Here is a 16,309-nt window from a genome sequence, read left to right on the forward strand (position 1 = left end):
AGGCTGGCGCCGCCCGATCCCTCGATCAGGCGGCGCCTTTGCATTCAGAGGAAGGTTTCGCCCGCCGCCGCCTTGGTGCGCAGCAGGTTCGAGACGGTGATCGGTGCGCCTTGGGCAATCTGCTCGTCCAGCGCGGCAACGATCCGCGCCAGGCCGCAGTAGTCGCCCCAGATCATCGGCCCGCCGGTATAGACCGGCCAGGCATAGCCGGCGACCAGTGCCATATCGATGTCCGACGCGCGCAGGGCGATGCCTTCTTCCAGCAGCTTGGCCCCTTCGTTGACCACGGGGAACAGCAGGCTCTCGACGATGTCCTGCGCCGACAGGTTCGGTGCGGACTGGCCCGATCGCGCGGCAAAATCGCGGATCGTGGCTTCGGCGAAAGCCGAAGGCGTGCCGCGCCGCTGCGCGTCATAGTCGTAATAGCCGCTGCCCGATTTCTGGCCCAGACGCCCGGCTTCGCACAGCACTTCCTGCACGGTGCGCCCGGCGGTGTTCTCCTTGTCCCAGCCGATCACGTCCAGCCCGACGAGGTCCATCATCTGGAACGGCCCCATCGGGAAGCCATAGCCGACCATGGCCGCGTCCACGTCCCACGGCATCACGCCCCGCGCCAGCAGGCGATCGGCCGCTTCGGTGCGGCGCGCCATCGCCCGGTTGGCGATGAAACCGTCGCACACGCCCGATAGCACCGCCACTTTGCCCAGCTTGCGGCCCAGCGTCATCGCCGTCTGGATCACGCGGTCGCTGGTCCTGGCCCCGCGCACCACTTCGAGCAGGCGCATGATGTTGGCCGGGGCAAAGAAATGCAGCCCGACCACGTCCGCCGGCCGGCCGGTGATGGCGGCAATCGCGTCGAGATCGAGGAACGAGGTGTTGGAGGCCAGCACCGCGCCCGGCTTGGCCAGCGCATCGATCTGGCGGAACACCTGCTGCTTCAGGTCCAGGCGCTCAAACACGGCCTCCACCACCAGGTCGGCCTGGGCCACGGCATCGAGCGTGCCCGAGGTGGCAAAGGCGGCCAGTCGCGCGTCGCGCACCGTGTCGGCGATCCGGCCCTTGCTGGCCAGCGCTTCCAGCGTCTTGCGCACATGCGCCGCACCGCGCTCCAGCGCTGCCGGGTTCACGTCGATCATCGTCACCGGGAACCCGGCGTTGAGGAACGCCAAGGTAATGCCGCTGCCCATCGTGCCCGCGCCGATCACCGCGACCGAGGCAATCGCCACTTCGCCGCAATCGCGCGCCACCGGCACTTTGGCGGCGGCCCGCTCGGCGAAGAAGATGTGGCGTTGCGCCGCCGATTCCGGGCTGGCCATCAGTTCCTCGAACAGTTCCCATTCGCGGGTGAGCCCGGCCTCGAACGGACGATCGGTGGCCGCCTCGATCGCGCGCACGATGTTGCCCGGCGCTTTGAAGCCGACGAAACTCTTGGCATTGCGGGCGCTATAGTCGGCGATGCACGCGGCGGCTTCCTGCGGGTCGAGGTCGGTGGGCAGGTCGCGTGTGCGGCGCAGCGGGGCGCCGCTGGCCACCAGTTCGCGGGCATAGGCCACCGCCTGCGCGCGCAAGTCCGGGCCATCGGCCACGCGATCGATCAGGCCGATGCGCAGGGCCTGCGCCGCGCTCACCGGCTTGCCGCCCACGATCAGGTCCAGCGCATGGGCCACGCCGATCAGGCGCGGTGCGCGCTGCGTGCCGCCGGCGCCAGGCAGCAGGCCCAGCGCCACTTCGGGCAGGCCCAGCTTGGCGCTGGGCACCGCGACGCGATAGTGGCAGGCCAGCGCCAGTTCCAGCCCGCCGCCCAGCGCGGTGCCATGGATCGCGGCGACGATCGGCTTGCTCGCCCCGTCGAACCGATCGAACATGTCATGCAGGCCGGGCGCCGCGAAAGGCTTGCCGAACTCGGTGATATCGGCCCCGGCAAAGAACGTGCGCCCGGCGCAGAGGATCACCACGGCGGTCACCGCCGGATCGGCCAGCGCCTGCCCCATGCCGTCATGGATTGCCTGGCGGACTGCCTCGCCCAGCGCATTGACCGGGGGCGAATCGATGGTGAGCACGGCCACGCCGTCCTCGTGCGTCAGGGTGCAAAGCGGATTGGTCATCGATCGGAAAGCCTCTCACCATGGTGACCGGAACAAGCGCCGGCCTGCCTCGGCGGATGGCTTAAAAACTCCGCATAGTGAAGTCAATTGATCGATCAGTTAAGTTCGTTGTTGCGCCTCGGGCCAGGTCGTGGCTATGCTGCTGGCCAGACGATCGCCGGCCATGGCGCGCGTCTGCAAGGGCGCTCATGGAAGAAACCGCGCCACACGAAACGAGAGGTTGTCGATGCATCCCAGCGAGTTTGCCCGTGCCACGCCGGACAAGGCGGCCATCATCATGGCCGGCTCGGGCGAGACCGTGACTTTCGCGCAACTCGAAGCCCGCTCCAACCAGGGCGCGCACCTCTTGCGCGGCGCCGGGCTGCAACCGGGCGCAGTGGTGGCGCTGATGCTGGAAAACGATGCGCGCTATCTGGAGATCACCTGCGCGGCCCATCGCGCCGGGCTCTATTTCGTCTGCCTGTCCACGCGCCTCGCGCCCGCCGAGATCGCCTATATCCTGCAAGACAGCGGGGCGCAGATGCTGATTGCCTCGGGCACGCTGGCGCCGCTGCTGCATGCCGTGGCCGATGCCGCGCCGCCCCTGCGCTATACGCTCGGCCCGGCCGTGCCTGGCTGGCAGGCGTGGGAAGAAGCGACCGCAGCGCTGCCGACCACCCCGATCGCCGACGAGCGCGCCGGGATCGACATGCTCTATTCCTCGGGCACTACCGGCCGCCCCAAGGGAATCAAGCCGCCGCTGCCGGCCGATCCGGCGATCACCACGCCCTCGCCGCTCGGCACCGTCTGCGCGCGCCTCGGGTTCGGGGCGGACACGATCTACCTCAATCCCGCGCCGCTCTATCACGCCGCGCCGCTGCGCTGGTGCCGCGAAGTGCTGGCGCTGGGCGGCACGGTGGTGATCATGGAAAAGTTCGATCCCGAAGCCGCGCTGGCGCTGATCGAACGCCATCGCGTCACCCACAGCCAGTGGGTGCCCACGCATTTCGTGCGCATGCTCAAGCTGCCGGAGGAGGCGCGCGCCCGGCACGATTGCACTTCGCTGCGCCTGGCGATCCACGCCGCCGCGCCCTGCCCGGTGCCGGTCAAGCAGGCGATGATCGACTGGTGGGGGCCGATCCTGATGGAATACTATTCGGGCACCGAGGCGATCGGCATGACGCTGATCACCGCGCCCGAATGGCTGGCCCACCCCGGTTCGGTGGGGCGCGCGATGATCGGCACGCTCTATATCTGCGACGAGGACGACAATCCCCTGCCCCCGCGTCAGGAAGGGCTGGTGTGCTTTGCCGACGGGCCGACCTTTGCCTATCACAACGATCCTGAAAAGACCGCCGCGGCGCACAATCGCCATGGCTGGGCTACGTTTGGCGATGTGGGCTGGCTTGATGAGGAGGGCTATCTCACCCTCACCGATCGCAAGAGCTTCATGATCATCTCGGGTGGGGTCAACATCTATCCGCAGGAAATCGAGAACGCCCTGGTCGTCCACCCGCGCATTGCCGATGCCGCCGTGGTGGGCGCGCCCGATGCGGAAATGGGCGAATGCGTGGTCGCGGTGATCCAGCCGATGGACATGGCCGAGGCCACCCCCGCTTTCGCCCAGGAAGTGATCGACTGGCTGCGCCAGCAACTTTCCGGGGTGAAGATCCCGCGCCGGGTGGAATTCATGGCCCAACTGCCGCGACATCCCACAGGCAAGCTCTACAAGCGCCTGCTGCACGATCGCTATCGCCAGCCCGGCGGCGCGCCGGAAACGCTGCTCAGCTTGCGCTGAACCTTGCCAACACGACAAGACACAAGACTGGAGAGTGCCGAAATGAGCGGGTTTGCCGTCAACCAGATCGCCGATCCCACTTTGTATGGAGACCCGCAGCGGCTGCAACAGTTCTACGACTGGTTGCGCCGGGAACATCCGGTGGCCTGGGCCGATCCCGAGGGCTTTCGCCCGTTCTGGGTGGTCTCGCGCCACGCCGATATCCGCGAACTGGAGCGCCAGCCCGAAATCTTCAACGCCGGCCCGCGCATGACCTTGCTGCCGATCCCGGTGGAGCAGGCCAACGTGGCGATCTTCGGCGTGGAATCCGGCGTTTTCCCGCTCACCGCGATGGACGGCGCTCACCACCAGGCGATGCGCGCGCTGACCCAGGATTTCTTCCTGCCCAAAAACATCCGCAAGCTGGAAAGCGCCATTGCCAAGCATGCCACCGCCTTTGTGGCGCGCATGGCGCAGGATGAAGGGTCGTGCGATCTCGCCACCGATATCGCCTTCTGGTATCCGCTGCGCGTCGCCATGGCGATCCTGGGCATCGACGAGCAGGACGAGGCGCGCATGCTGCGCCTGACGCACGAGCTGTTCGGCGCGTCCGATCCGGCGGTGCGTCGTCCCGGCCTGAGCGAGGCCGAGCATATCGTGGCGGTGAAGCAGGATTACATCGCGTTCTTCGATGCGATCACCCGCGATCGCCAGGCCAATCCGCGCGAGGACGTGGCCACGCTGATCGCCACCGGCATGCCCGGCGGCGCCGAGATGAGCGCGGAAGAGCGCCTGGGCTATTACGTGATTGTCGCCACGGCCGGGCACGATACCACCGCCGCCTCGATCGTCGGCGGCATGCAGGCCCTGCTCGACAATCCCGAGCAGATGGCCCTGCTCAAGGCCCATCCCGAGCTGATGAAGACTTTCGTCAACGAGGCGATCCGCTGGACCGCGCCGGTCAAGCACTTCATGCGCAACGTGACGCAGGACTATACCCTGCACGGCCAGACGCTGCGTGCGGGCGATCACGTGCTGCTCTCGTTCGGCGCGGCCACGCGCGATCCCGAGGCCTTTGGCGATGCCGACTGCTTCCGCATCGATCGCGCGCTCAACAACCATCTCGCGTTCGGCCATGGCCCGCACACCTGCCTTGGCCAATACCTCGCCAAGCTGGAAATCGAGGCGTTCTTCACCGCCTTCTTCGCGCAGATCGCCACGATCGCGCCGGCCGGCCCGCCGATCTACACCGAAGGCTCGTTCGTCAGCGGCATCCGCTCCATGCCCGTGCGCTATTCCCGCTTGCCGCAGCCGGTGGCATGCGCATGACCGAACCAGTGTTTGAGCAGATCACGCTGGACTTGGATCAAGGCGTCGCCACGCTCACCCTCCACCGGCCCGACAAGCTCAATGCCTTCACCACGCATATGATGCGCGAGATGGTGGCCGCGCTGGACCAGATCGATGCCGATGACGCGATCCGCGCGGTCATCGTCACCGGCAGCGGCCGCGCGTTCTGCGCCGGGGCCGACATTTCCGGCGGCGCCGGCAATTTCCGCGGCGATGCCAGAGCGACCGAGGCGCCGGACTACAGCGACCCGGCCACGCGCGATGGCGGCGGCATCCTGGCGCTGCGCATCTTCCAGCTCAAGAAGCCGATCATTGCCGCAATCAACGGCCCTGCGATCGGCATCGGCGCCACCATGCTGCTGCCGATGGACTTGCGCCTGGCCAGCGACACGGCGCGCTTCGGCTTCGTCTTCGCGCGGCGCGGCATCGTGCCCGAAGCGGCATCGAGCTATTTCCTGCCGCGCCTCGTCGGCATCAGCCGCGCACTGCGCTGGTGCTACACCGGCGCGGTGTTCGGCGCCGACGAGGCGCTGTCCGGCGGCCTGGTGGAGCAGGTCGTTGCGCCCGCCGACCTGCTGCCCACGGCCCAGGCCCTGGCGCGCGAGATTGCCGACAATGCCGCGCCGGTCTCTGTCGCGCTCACCCGCCAGATGCTGTGGCGCGGCCTGGGCATGACCGATCCGATGGAAGCGCATCGCATCGAAAGCCGCGGCATCCTCACCCGCAGCCAGAGCGCCGACGCCCAGGAAGGCGTTGCCGCGTTCCTCGAAAAGCGCCCCGCCCGCTTCCCCGATCGCGTCTCGGCCGACATGCCGGACTACTTCCCGTGGTGGGAAGATCTGCCCTATGGCTGACGGGCGATAAGCCCCAGCGCCTGCGCTTCGCTCACCACTTCGGCATATTTGGCCTGGAGGTCGAACAGGTTGGCTTCGTGCGGCGCGGCGTGGCGATCGCCACAGGCATCGGCGACCACGAAGGGCAGGAAGCCGTTCTGGCAGGCATCGAGCGCGGTGGCGCGGATGCAGCCGGAGGTGGAGGTGCCGCAGATCAGCACCGTATCCACGCCCAGCGCGGTCAGCGTGGCGGCCAGATGCGTGGCGAAGAACGCCGAGGCATAGCGCTTGGTGATCACCACGTCGCCGTCCTGCGGGGCCAGCACGGCGGGAAAGGCGCCCAGCGGCGAGCCGCGGTCGAACACCTTGAGCGCGGGCACCTTGCGATAGAACACGCCGCCATCCGCCCCGCCGGGCTGGTATTCGACATTGGTGAAAATCACCGGCAGCCCCGCCGCGCGCGCTGCTGCCGTCACGCGCACGGCGCTCGCGAGCGCGCTTTCGATCCCGGCATAGAGCGGCGAGCCAGGCTGGAGATAGGCCTCGACCAGATCGACCAGCAGCAGCGCCGGGCGCTGTCCGAAGGGCAGGTGCCCGTCGAACGCCCCGGCATAGTTGGCCTCCAGCCCGGCTTCGTCCTTGGCCATCGCCTCAGATCACCCCGCGCGCGGCAAGATCATCCAGTTCTGCCTGGCCCAGGCCGAGCAGCGCGCCATAGATTTCCGCATTGTGCTGGCCCACCACCGAGGGGGCCGGGCGCCGCACCCCGCCGGGCGTGGCGGAAAAGCGCGGGAACGTGGACTGCATCTTGAGCGGACCGAACCGCTCGGTTTCCACTTCGATGATCGCCTCGCGCGCCTGGAAATGCGGATCGGCCAGCATGTCGGGCGCGCGATAGACGCGGCCCGCCGGGATCGAATATTCGATCATCAGCGCGTCCACTTCGTCCATGGTCAGCGTGCGCGTCCAGGCATCGATCAGCGCGTCCAGCTCTGTCTGGTTCTCGCCCCGCGCCAGATGCGTGGCATAGCGCGGATCGTCGCCCAGCTCGGGCCGCCCCATCGCTTCGGCCAGGCGCTTCCACAGCGAGTCCTTGTTGGCCCCGATCATGAATTCGCCGTCCTTGCAGGCATAGACGTTGGACGGCGCGATGCCCTTGAGGATCGATCCGGACCGCTCGCGGATCAGGCCCATGCGGTCGTATTCCGGCACCAGGCCTTCCATCACCTGCAACACGCTTTCATAAAGCGCGGTGTCGATCACCTGGCCCTGCCCGGTCTTTTCCTTCACGTGCAGCGCGGCGAGCACGCCCATGCAACCATAGGTCGCGGTCAGCGTGTCACCGATCGAAACGCCCATGCGGCTCGGCGGGCGGTCCGGCTCGCCCACGATATAACGCCAGCCGCCCATTGCCTCGCCGATCCCGCCAAAACCGGCGCGGTCGGAATAGGGGCCGGTCTGGCCATAGCCGGACATGCGCGCGATGATCAGGTGCGGGAATTCGGCCAGCAGCACGTCCGGCCCCATGCCCCACTTTTCCAGCGTGCCCGGCTTGAAGTTCTCGATCAGCACGTCGGCATGGGCGATCAGGCGCCTCACCAGCGCCTGGCCTTCGGGCACGCGCAAGTTGGCACTGACCGAGCGCTTGTTGCGCGCGATCACTTCCCACTGCACCTTTTCGCTGCCCTGGCCCCAGTCGCGCATCGGGTCGCCGGTGACTGGCGGCTCCACCTTGATGACGTCGGCCCCCATGTCGCCCAGCAACTGGCCGCAAAACGGCCCCGCCAGCAACTGGCCCAGTTCGACGACGCGGATATCCTGCAATGCACCGTTGTTCATGGTCACTCCGCCGCTTCTGCTTGCGGCCACACCGGCGGGATGGGCGCCGGCAACCCGGTTTCCGCCTGGCAGGCGGCGCGCAAGGCATCAAGCCCCGGTCCGGTGTTGAACACCGGCAAGGCGCCGCCCCGCTGCGCGCGCATGTCCGCGCGCAGGGCCTGCGTCGCGGCCTCGTCCACCTCGCCACGGGCATCGGCCACCACGCCATAGGCGCGCGCGCCTTGCGGCGTGACCAGCCCCTGCACGATTTCCTTGCCGACCAGCGCCGGATCGCGCTCCAGCGGATCGCCCCAGCCACCGCCGCCCCAGGTGATGAAATGCAACTGGTCGCCTGCTTCCACGGCCAGGTCTTCCACCTTGTTGCCCACGATCTGCGTGGTGCCGTCGGCCTTTTCCAGGATCTTGCGCGCCCGCTTGCCCGGATCGCCGCCGTTCACGCCCCATGGCGGCACGAACCAGCGATCGTCGTGGATGGCGATCGTTCCAGCGCTGAGGAAGCGATAGGTCATGTGGATGCCGTTGCCGCCTCGATGCAGCCCGGCCCCGCCCGAATCGGGCTCGGTCGAATAGCGCTCGATCATCATCGGAAAGTAGCGTTCGAGGAACTCGTTGGGCACGTTGGTAAAGCCCGGCCACAGCGAATGCCCGTCCGGCCCATCGCCCAGCGGCCGGCCGGGAATGCCGCCAAAGCCGATCTGGAACAACTGGAACCACGCCTGCCCCTTGCCCGGCCGCGTGTCGTTGCCGGCATAGAACAAGTGGGGAGAGGACGAGAAGCCCGCCGCATTGAGAAATTCCGGCGTCTTTTGCCCCAGCAACCCGCCCAGGATATCGAAGATGCGCCCCAGTGCATGGGTGCGCCCCGAAAGCGCGGCGGGAAAGCGCGGCTTGAGCAAGGATCCCTCGGGAATGCGCACATCGATCAGGTCATAGAACCCGTCGTTGAACAGGATCTGCGGATCGAAGACCATGATCATGTAGATGCCGAAGAACATCTTGAACATGTTTTCGTTGAGGTAGAAATTGATCGAGGCCGCGCTCTGCGGATCGGTGCCGTCGAAATCGAGCACCACGGTCTCGCCTTCGCGCCACATCGTGCAGCGGATGCGATAGGGGCCAAAGCCCATGCCATCGTCGCAGATATAGTCCTCGAAGCTGACCGGCTCTTCGCTTACCGCCTGGCCCAGCAGGGTCTTCATCGCCCGGTGGTTGCGCGCCAGCAGTTCCTGCGTGGCCGAAACATAGACATCGTCGCCAAACCGCTCGGCCATTTCGATCACCCGGCGCGCGGCCACCCGGCACGAGGCGATCAGCGCATTGAGATCGGCCGCGCACCAATCGGGCTTGCGCGTCTGGTGCATCACCAGCTTCATCAGGTCGGCATTGTATTCGCCCTTGCGCCAGATTTTCACCGGCGGGATGCGCACCCCTTCCTCATAGATCGAATGGGCATTGATCGGCATGGAGCCAACCACCTTGCCGCCGATGTCGCTCTGGTGGCCGAACATCGAGGTATAGGCGATCAGCCGCCCGTCCTTGAACACCGGCAGCAGCACCAGCCAATCGTTGGAATGGCTGATCGCGCCATCCACCGAATAGGGATCGGACAGGAAGATCATGTCTCCCTCTTCCAGGGTGCCGTCGTAATTGGCCAGGAAGCCGCCGATGAAGCTGCCGAACTGGCCCACGATCATCTTGCCGGTGTGGTCGGCGATCAGGGGAAAGGCATCGCCCTGTTCGCGGATGCCGGGCGACATCGCGGTGCGCACCAGCGTCGCGTCCATTTCCACGCGCGCGTTGCGCAGCGCGTTCTCGATGATGTCGAGCGTGACGGGATCGATGGCAACCTTGGCAAAGGGCTTGGGGTTGGTCTGGACGATCTGTGCAGGCATGGGTTTTCCCTTTCGTCAGGCCAGGTTGATGAGGATGTTGCCGACCTTGTCGACCGTGGCGACGCAGCCGGTCTCGATCAGCGTGGTGGAATCCATCTCGCACACGATCGCCGGGCCGGGGATCACGTCGCCGGCCTTCAGCCGCGCACGGTCATAGATCACCGCCGCCTGTTCGGCCCCGTCCATCCACAGCACATGGTCGCGCACTTTGGCCGCCGAAGGATCGCCGTTGCCCTGCTCCAGCTCCGCGGCCGGCAGATCGAGCGCACGGCCCAGCGCCACCGCGCGCAGGTTCACGATTTCGTGCGGGGTATCCATGTTGAAAGTGAACAGCCGCTTGTGCTCTTCATCGAAGCGCGCCAGCACCCCGGCGATGCCATCGTCGGCCAGGATCTGCGCGGTGATCGACAGCGGCACTTCAAACGCCTGCCCGGCATAGCGCACGTCCACTTCGAAACTGGTCGCGATCTCGCTTTCCGGCACGCCATCGGCGAGCAGTTCGGCGCGCACATGCGCAGCCATCTCGTCGAGCACGGCCAGCAGGTCTTCGGGCGCCGTCTCGCGCGCCAGGCGCGACCACGACCGCGCGGTTTCGGTGCGCATCCGCGTGGTGGCATCGCCCAGCGCACACAGCACGCCGGGGCTGACCGGAGAGACCGCCGGCCAACTGCCCATCAGCCGCGCCACGGCGTTGACGTGCAGCGGCCCGGCGCCGCCAAAGCCCATCAGCGCGAAATCGCGCGGGTCATAGCCCTGCTGCACCGAAATCATCCGCAGCGCGCCGAACATGTTCTCGTTGACGATGTCGATGATCCCGCGCGCCGCTTCCATCAACCCGATGCCCAGTGCATCGGCAATCGTCTGTACCGCCGCCTTGGCCCCTTCGCGATCGAGCTGGAACGTGCCGCCCAACAGGTTTTCCGGCAGATAGCCCAGCACGACATTGGCATCGGTAACGGTGGGGGCCGTGCCGCCCTTGCCATAGGCGACCGGCCCCGGCACCGCCCCCGCGCTCTGCGGCCCGACCCGAAGGGCTCTGGTCAGCGCGGGAACATAGGCGATGGAGCCACCACCGGCGCCCACCGTCTTCACGTCCAGCGCCGAGGCGCGGACGGAAAGGTGGCCCACTTCGGTGGTGCGCTGGCGGCGTGGTTCGAGGTTTTCGATCAGCGCCACATCGGTGCTGGTGCCGCCCACGTCGAGCGTGAGGATATTGCGGATACCGGCATTGCGCCCCACCCAGATCGCCCCGGTCACCCCGCCGGCCGGGCCGGACATCAGGATGCTGACCGGGTGTTCCTCGGCCTTCTGCGCGCTCATCAACCCGCCGTCGGAGCGCAGCAGCGAAAGCTTGCCGGTCATGCCCTCGGCGGCCAGGCGATTGCGCAAGTTGGAAACATACTTGCCCACCACCGGGCGCACGCTGGCATTGGCCACCGTGGTCAGGGTGCGTTCGTATTCCTGCATTTCCGGCAGCACTTCATGGCTGAGCGACACCGGCACGCCGGGCAGTTCCTCGGCCGCGATCGCGCCGATCCGCGCTTCGTGCGCGCCGTTGGCATAGGCGTTGATCAGGCTCACCGTCACCGCTTCCACGCCCTGCGCCTTCAGCACGGCAAGCTGCGCGCGCACGTCGGCTTCATCCAGCGGGCGCACTTCCTGCCCTTGCGCGTCCATGCGGCCTTTCACCGTCACCGTGTCTTCCAGCGCGGCCAGCGGCTGCGGCTTGGGCCAGATGATCCAGCCGGCCAGGCCTCCAGGCACATAGCTGCGCGCGATCTGCATGATGTCGCGATAGCCTTCGGTGGTGACCAGCCCCACGCGCGCGCCCTTGCCTTCCAGCACGGCGTTGGTCGCCACGGTCGTGCCGTGCAGGAAATAGTCGATCGCGCCGGCGGCAATGCCCGCCTTGGCGCAGATCGCCGTCACGCCGTTGAGAATGCCTTCGGAACTGTCATGCGGGGTGGACGGCGTCTTGTGCCGCCAGAACGCGCCGCTGTCGGTGTCGAACAGCAGCAGGTCGGTAAACGTGCCGCCCACATCCACGCCAAGCCGGTAACCCATAGATCGACAAACCTTTTCACTATGACCTTTTTGAAACGGCCTTGTTGGAACGATAACGGTGTCCCGGTCAGTCTTTCGGCGCCGGGAACCGCGGCGCGCGCGCGACCATGCCCGGCAGCGTGCGGTCCATCACCGCGCCCAGCCAGTGGTTCGCCGCGATCAATTCTGCCAGGTCCAGCCCGGTGCCCACCCCTGCGCGGTCCAGCATGTAGACCACGTCCTCGGTCGAGACGTTGCCCGCCGCGCCGGGCGCGAACGGACAGCCGCCCAGCCCGCCGATCGCCGCGTCCACCGTCACCGCGCCCGCGCCGATCGCCGCCCAGACATTGGCGAGGCCGGTGCCGCGGGTGTTGTGGAAATGAACCCGCACCGGAATGTGCGGCACGGCGGCGCGCACTTTGCCGATCAGCGAGACGACATGCGCGGGATTGCCGACGCCGATGGTGTCGGCCAGGCCGATCTCCACCGGATCGGCCTTGGCCAGCGCTTCGGCCATCGCCACCACGCGCGCTTGCGCCACTTCGCCTTCAAACGGGCAGCCAAACGCGGCGGCAATGGTCACCTGGCCGGTCTTGCCCGCCTGGTGCGCCATGGCGATGATCTCGCTGGCCGCCGCCACCGAACCCTGGCTGGTCTGGCCCTGGTTGGCCTTGGCAAAGGTGTCCGTCGCGACAGAGACCGCGCCCAACTGGTCGATGCGACCGGTCTCGATCGCCCGCGCGGCGCCGCGCGCGTTCATCACCAGGCCGATATAGGTCACGTCCGCGCGCTGCGGCAGGCGGGCACAGACCGCCTCGGCATCGGCCATCTGCGGCACGGCCTTGGGATTGACGAAGCTGGTCACCTCGATCCGCCGCGCACCGGCGGCAATGGCGCGCCCGATCAGCGCCACCTTGTCGTCGGTGGAAATCATGGTCTTTTCGTTCTGCAACCCGTCCCTCGGGGCAACCTCGACCATTTCGATGGATTCTGTATACATTACTCGGCAGCCTCCTTCTGGCTCAGCTCGGCCAGGCCACGGTGGGCATCGGCATAGGCGTGATAGGCGCGCAGGATGTGCCCGGTCATGATCGCTTCGGCCCAGGCCCCGTCGCGGCGTACGAAGGCGGCGATCAGTTCCTCGTGCTCGCTCCACGACCGGCGCAGCGCTTCGCGGCTGTAATGGTGCGCCGTGCGCCACACCACCGGCTGCTCGATCAGCGTGGCCAGCAGGGCCGCCAGGCGGCGCGAGGCGGCCACGTCGAGAATCGCTGCATGGAAATCCCGATTCGCTTCCAGAAACACCGCCACGTCCGGCACGGGCAAGCGGATCGCTTCGCCCAGGCGGTGATTCGCCCCGCGAATCCGGGCGAGTGCCGCGTCCGTCATCCGCTCTGCCGCGCGCCGCGCCGCCTTGCCTTCCAGAACCGCACGCAGTTCAAAGGCATCGGCCACATCGTCGATCGACCAGTCTGCCACAAAGCTGCGCTGGGTGTCGGTGCGCGTCACCAGAAGGTCGGATTCCAGCCGCCGCAACGCTTCGCGCACCGGGGTGCGCGACACGCCGCAACGCTCGGCCAGGGCCTCTTCCGCAAGCTGCGCCCCGGCGGGCAACTCGCCCGACAGGATCATGCTGCGGATCGCTTCATAGGCACGGTCGGAAGCGCGGGACACGTCTTTCTCCAAAACTTCGGCTGCGTTGCCTCTCAGGAACGTTTGTATCTTGACCTGCGGTATTTGTATACAATACTCTTTGTGTCGATCAAGCCGCGTCAGCCATGGGGGCACGAAAAAGACCGGCGGTGACATTGGCGATCCCGGCCATGGGGCCGGCGCCACCGAACAGGGAGAATGCAATGCGACTTTCTCACGCCCACTTCCTCGCCACTGCGTCGCTGCTCGCCGCGCTTGCCACGCCGGCCCTGGCGCAAGAAGCGCCGCAGCCCGTCTCCCAAACTGGCATCGCGCCCGGCGACGACAGCGGCATCATCGTCACCGCCCGCCGCCAGAACGAGCGGTTGCAGGACGTGCCCGCCTCGGTCGCGGTGCTCACCGCCGATGCCCTGCAACGCACCGGTGCGGTCAAGGCGGAGGATTTCGTCAAGCTCACCCCCGGCGTCACCATCGTCACCGGCACGGCCGAGGCGGGCGACACCCAGATCAACATCCGCGGCATGAACGGCGCGCGCGACGCGGAAAGCTCGGTCGCCCTGGTCGTAGACGGTATCCTGAAAACCAACACTGCCCAGCTCAACCAGCCGCAGGGCACGCTGCAACAGGTCGAACTGCTCAAGGGCCCGCAAGGCGCGCTCTATGGCCGCAACGCGGCGGCCGGGGCCATCGTCATCCAGTCGCTCAAGCCCACCGACAGCTTCACCGGCGCGGCCAAGCTGTCCTATGCCGATTACAACACCTGGGAAGCCAGCGCCCATGTCGCCGGCCCGGTTGCCGACAATGTCGGCTTCGTGCTCGCGGGCTATTACTACAAGACCGACGGCTTCTACAAAAACACCTTCACCAATTCCAAGACGGTGGACGACAAGGAGAACTGGGCGATCGATGGCCGCGTGATGGTCGGCCAGGGCGGCCCGACCCAGCTCGACCTCAAGGCGCGCTACAGCGAATTTCACGGCGCGTCGCTGCCGTTCAACGCCGCGTTCCACCTGCCCGGCTTTGGCGGCGCGTTCTATGAAAACGTCAACACCCACCCGTTCCACTTCTACAACAACATCCGCCCCACCAACGACCAGACCAGCTTCGACGCCTCGATCAAGCTGGACCACCAGTTGACCGACCGCATCAAGCTGGTGGGCTGGGCGCTCTATTCCAACGTCAACCAGGATCTGGTGGCCGATGGCACCTCGGCCGATTTCGGCCGCTTCCTCAGCGCCGCCAATCCGCAGGCGCAAAGCGCGGTCACCTCGTGCTTCACCAGTACCGCCGCGCTCACCGGCTATCCGGTCAACGCGCCCGGCTTCATCGGGCAGACCCCGGTGCCGTTCATCTTCGCGCCCGCCACCGGCTCCACCTTCGGCCCCTACAGCCCCACGACTTGCGACGGCACGCAGTACCAGGTGCGCAAGCAGCAGGATTTCAGCACCGAATGGCGCCTGATCGGCGATGCTGGCGCGATCAACTGGCAGCTTGGCGCCTATTACCTGCACATCAAGCGCACCGTCGGCGTCAGCCTGGGCGCCGACACCGGCAACGGCGTGATCAAGCAGCTCTACAACGCGCCCAATACCACCAATCCCACCACGCTGCTCCTCGCCGATCGCTTTAAGACCAACGTCTATGCCGGATTCGGTTCGGTGGAATGGAAGCCCAACGAGAAGTTCGACGCCGGCCTGGCGCTGCGCTACGATATCGAGGATCGCAAGTCCTCCTCGCTCGTGCCCACCGCCACCGATCCCTTCACCGGCGGCCCGATCAACCCCGGCCAGGCGTTTGGCCCGCTCACCGACAAGCACGCCCGCTTCGAACAGTTCGAGCCCAAGGTCACGCTCAGCTACAAGCCCACGCGCGAATTCAACCTCTATGCCAACTGGGGCATCGGCTTCAAATCGGGCGGTTTCAACAACCAGGGTTCGGCGCAGATCATCAAGGACAACTTCGTCAACGCCTTCGGCGCCAACGTGACGGTGAACGACCAGTACCGCAAGGAATGGTCGAGCGCCTGGGAAGCGGGCCTCAAAGGCAACCTGCTCAACGGCGCGCTGACCTTCGATCTCGCCGGCTATTACACCCAGGTGCACGACATGCAGTTCTTTGAATTCTTCGTCGGCAGCTTCGGCCTGCTGCGCGTGGTATCCAACATCGACCGGGTGGACCTCAAGGGGCTGGAAGCCAGCGTCACGCTCAAGCCGGTCAAGGGCGTGAAGCTGTTCGGCTCGTTCAACTACACCGACAGCGAGATCAAGAAGAACTCCTCGCGCCCCTACACCGTGGGCAACAAGTCTCCCTACACCGCCGATTACACCCTGAACCTGGGCGGCGAATTCGAACAGCCACTCAGCGGCGACTTGCGCTTCTTCACCCGCGCCGACTATCGCCTCACCGGCCCCACCTGGTTCCACACCGTGCAGAACCAGTCGGTACCCACGGTCTTCTCCGGCCTGCTGCCGATCTCGGCCCTGCAACTCCCCGCCTCGGTCGGCAACGGCAAATACGACGTGGCCCGCCGCGACGCCTTCGGCATCGTCAACCTGCGCGCCGGCCTCCAGACCGACCGCTACAGCCTCGCCGTCTTCGCCAACAACCTGCTCGATAAGCAATACCTCAACGAAGTGATCACCGCCGTGGAATTCGGCGGCTCGTTCATCACCCCCGGCACCCGCCGCCTGGTGGGCGTTGAAGCCAGCATGAAGTTCTGACGTTTCCCCAAGGCTTCGCGCTGACTTTGCCGGAGCCCGGCCGTGCTGTTGTGGCGCTGACGTGACCCCCAGCTTTCCACCAGCTGGGATTAGAGCCGGGCCGTTTTGTTGCGCATGA

11 protein-coding genes are annotated in these 16,309 nt (G+C 66.6%); 4 read left to right on the forward strand and 7 right to left on the reverse strand.

Annotated elements, in window-relative coordinates; translation table 11 throughout:
* Positions 1-44: 44 nt before the first annotated feature.
* A complete protein-coding gene (locus tag IE191_RS19230; RefSeq protein WP_191326003.1) occupies positions 45-2,105 on the reverse strand; it encodes a 3-hydroxyacyl-CoA dehydrogenase NAD-binding domain-containing protein in 2,061 nt (686 codons plus the stop codon).
* Between the two features lie 226 nt (positions 2,106-2,331).
* Here IE191_RS19230 and IE191_RS19235 point away from each other — a divergent pair, with 226 nt between their 5' ends.
* From IE191_RS19235 to IE191_RS19245, 3 genes are read left to right on the forward strand one after another with little or no spacing between them, the layout of a single operon-like run.
* Positions 2,332-3,882 (forward strand): acyl-CoA synthetase, encoded by a 1,551-nt coding sequence (locus tag IE191_RS19235; RefSeq protein WP_191326004.1) that lies wholly within the window; start codon positions 2,332-2,334, stop codon positions 3,880-3,882.
* Positions 3,883-3,924: 42 nt separating this feature from the next.
* Positions 3,925-5,190, forward strand: a complete 1,266-nt coding sequence (locus IE191_RS19240) for a cytochrome P450 (protein ID WP_191326005.1) — start codon at positions 3,925-3,927, stop codon at positions 5,188-5,190.
* Positions 5,187-6,065, forward strand: coding sequence for a crotonase/enoyl-CoA hydratase family protein (locus tag IE191_RS19245; RefSeq protein WP_191326006.1), 879 nt, complete (start codon positions 5,187-5,189; stop codon positions 6,063-6,065). Before IE191_RS19240 ends, IE191_RS19245 begins: the two co-directional genes overlap by 4 nt.
* Here IE191_RS19245 and IE191_RS19250 read toward each other — a convergent pair.
* From IE191_RS19250 to IE191_RS19275, 6 genes are all read right to left on the reverse strand, one after another.
* Positions 6,056-6,691 carry an N-carbamoylsarcosine amidohydrolase gene (locus IE191_RS19250; RefSeq protein WP_191326007.1) on the reverse strand — a complete coding sequence of 212 codons (636 nt, stop codon included), beginning with the start codon at positions 6,689-6,691 and terminating at the stop codon, positions 6,056-6,058. The genes IE191_RS19245 and IE191_RS19250 overlap by 10 nt on opposite strands.
* 4 nt (positions 6,692-6,695) lie before the next feature.
* Positions 6,696-7,883 carry a CaiB/BaiF CoA transferase family protein gene (locus IE191_RS19255; RefSeq protein WP_191326008.1) on the reverse strand — a complete coding sequence of 396 codons (1,188 nt, stop codon included), beginning with the start codon at positions 7,881-7,883 and terminating at the stop codon, positions 6,696-6,698.
* A 2-nt stretch (positions 7,884-7,885) separates the two neighbouring features.
* Positions 7,886-9,775: a hydantoinase B/oxoprolinase family protein gene (locus tag IE191_RS19260; RefSeq protein ID WP_191326009.1), complete on the reverse strand. Its 1,890-nt coding sequence runs from the start codon at positions 9,773-9,775 to the stop codon at positions 7,886-7,888.
* Between the two features lie 15 nt (positions 9,776-9,790).
* Entirely contained in the window at positions 9,791-11,839 is a 2,049-nt protein-coding gene (locus IE191_RS19265) for a hydantoinase/oxoprolinase family protein (RefSeq protein WP_191326010.1), read from the reverse strand.
* 67 nt (positions 11,840-11,906) lie between these two features.
* A complete protein-coding gene (locus tag IE191_RS19270) occupies positions 11,907-12,818 on the reverse strand; it encodes a hydroxymethylglutaryl-CoA lyase (protein ID WP_191326011.1) in 912 nt (303 codons plus the stop codon).
* Entirely contained in the window at positions 12,818-13,492 is a 675-nt protein-coding gene (locus IE191_RS19275) for a GntR family transcriptional regulator (RefSeq protein WP_191326012.1), read from the reverse strand. Before IE191_RS19275 ends, IE191_RS19270 begins: the two co-directional genes overlap by 1 nt.
* A 182-nt stretch (positions 13,493-13,674) precedes the next feature.
* Between IE191_RS19275 and IE191_RS19280 the strand changes: the two genes are divergently transcribed.
* Positions 13,675-16,191, forward strand: coding sequence for a TonB-dependent receptor (locus IE191_RS19280; protein ID WP_191326013.1), 2,517 nt, complete (start codon positions 13,675-13,677; stop codon positions 16,189-16,191).
* The last annotated feature ends 118 nt before the right edge of the window (positions 16,192-16,309 follow it).

It is taken from the genome of Novosphingobium pokkalii, assembly GCF_014652855.1.
GTDB lineage: Bacteria > Pseudomonadota > Alphaproteobacteria > Sphingomonadales > Sphingomonadaceae > Novosphingobium > Novosphingobium pokkalii.

Excerpts from the sequence above, each read along its gene's own strand:
- IE191_RS19230 (WP_191326003.1), bottom strand. The coding sequence starts at position 2,105 with ATGACCAATCCGCTTTGCACCCTGACGCACGAGGACGGCGTGGCCGTG.
- IE191_RS19235 (WP_191326004.1), top strand. The coding sequence starts at position 2,332 with ATGCATCCCAGCGAGTTTGCCCGTGCCACGCCGGACAAGGCGGCCATC.
- IE191_RS19240 (WP_191326005.1), top strand. The coding sequence starts at position 3,925 with ATGAGCGGGTTTGCCGTCAACCAGATCGCCGATCCCACTTTGTATGGA.
- IE191_RS19245 (WP_191326006.1), top strand. The coding sequence starts at position 5,187 with ATGACCGAACCAGTGTTTGAGCAGATCACGCTGGACTTGGATCAAGGC.
- IE191_RS19250 (WP_191326007.1), bottom strand. The coding sequence starts at position 6,691 with ATGGCCAAGGACGAAGCCGGGCTGGAGGCCAACTATGCCGGGGCGTTC.
- IE191_RS19255 (WP_191326008.1), bottom strand. The coding sequence starts at position 7,883 with ATGAACAACGGTGCATTGCAGGATATCCGCGTCGTCGAACTGGGCCAG.
- IE191_RS19260 (WP_191326009.1), bottom strand. The coding sequence starts at position 9,775 with ATGCCTGCACAGATCGTCCAGACCAACCCCAAGCCCTTTGCCAAGGTT.
- IE191_RS19265 (WP_191326010.1), bottom strand. The coding sequence starts at position 11,839 with ATGGGTTACCGGCTTGGCGTGGATGTGGGCGGCACGTTTACCGACCTG.
- IE191_RS19270 (WP_191326011.1), bottom strand. The coding sequence starts at position 12,818 with ATGTATACAGAATCCATCGAAATGGTCGAGGTTGCCCCGAGGGACGGG.
- IE191_RS19280 (WP_191326013.1), top strand. The coding sequence starts at position 13,675 with ATGCGACTTTCTCACGCCCACTTCCTCGCCACTGCGTCGCTGCTCGCC.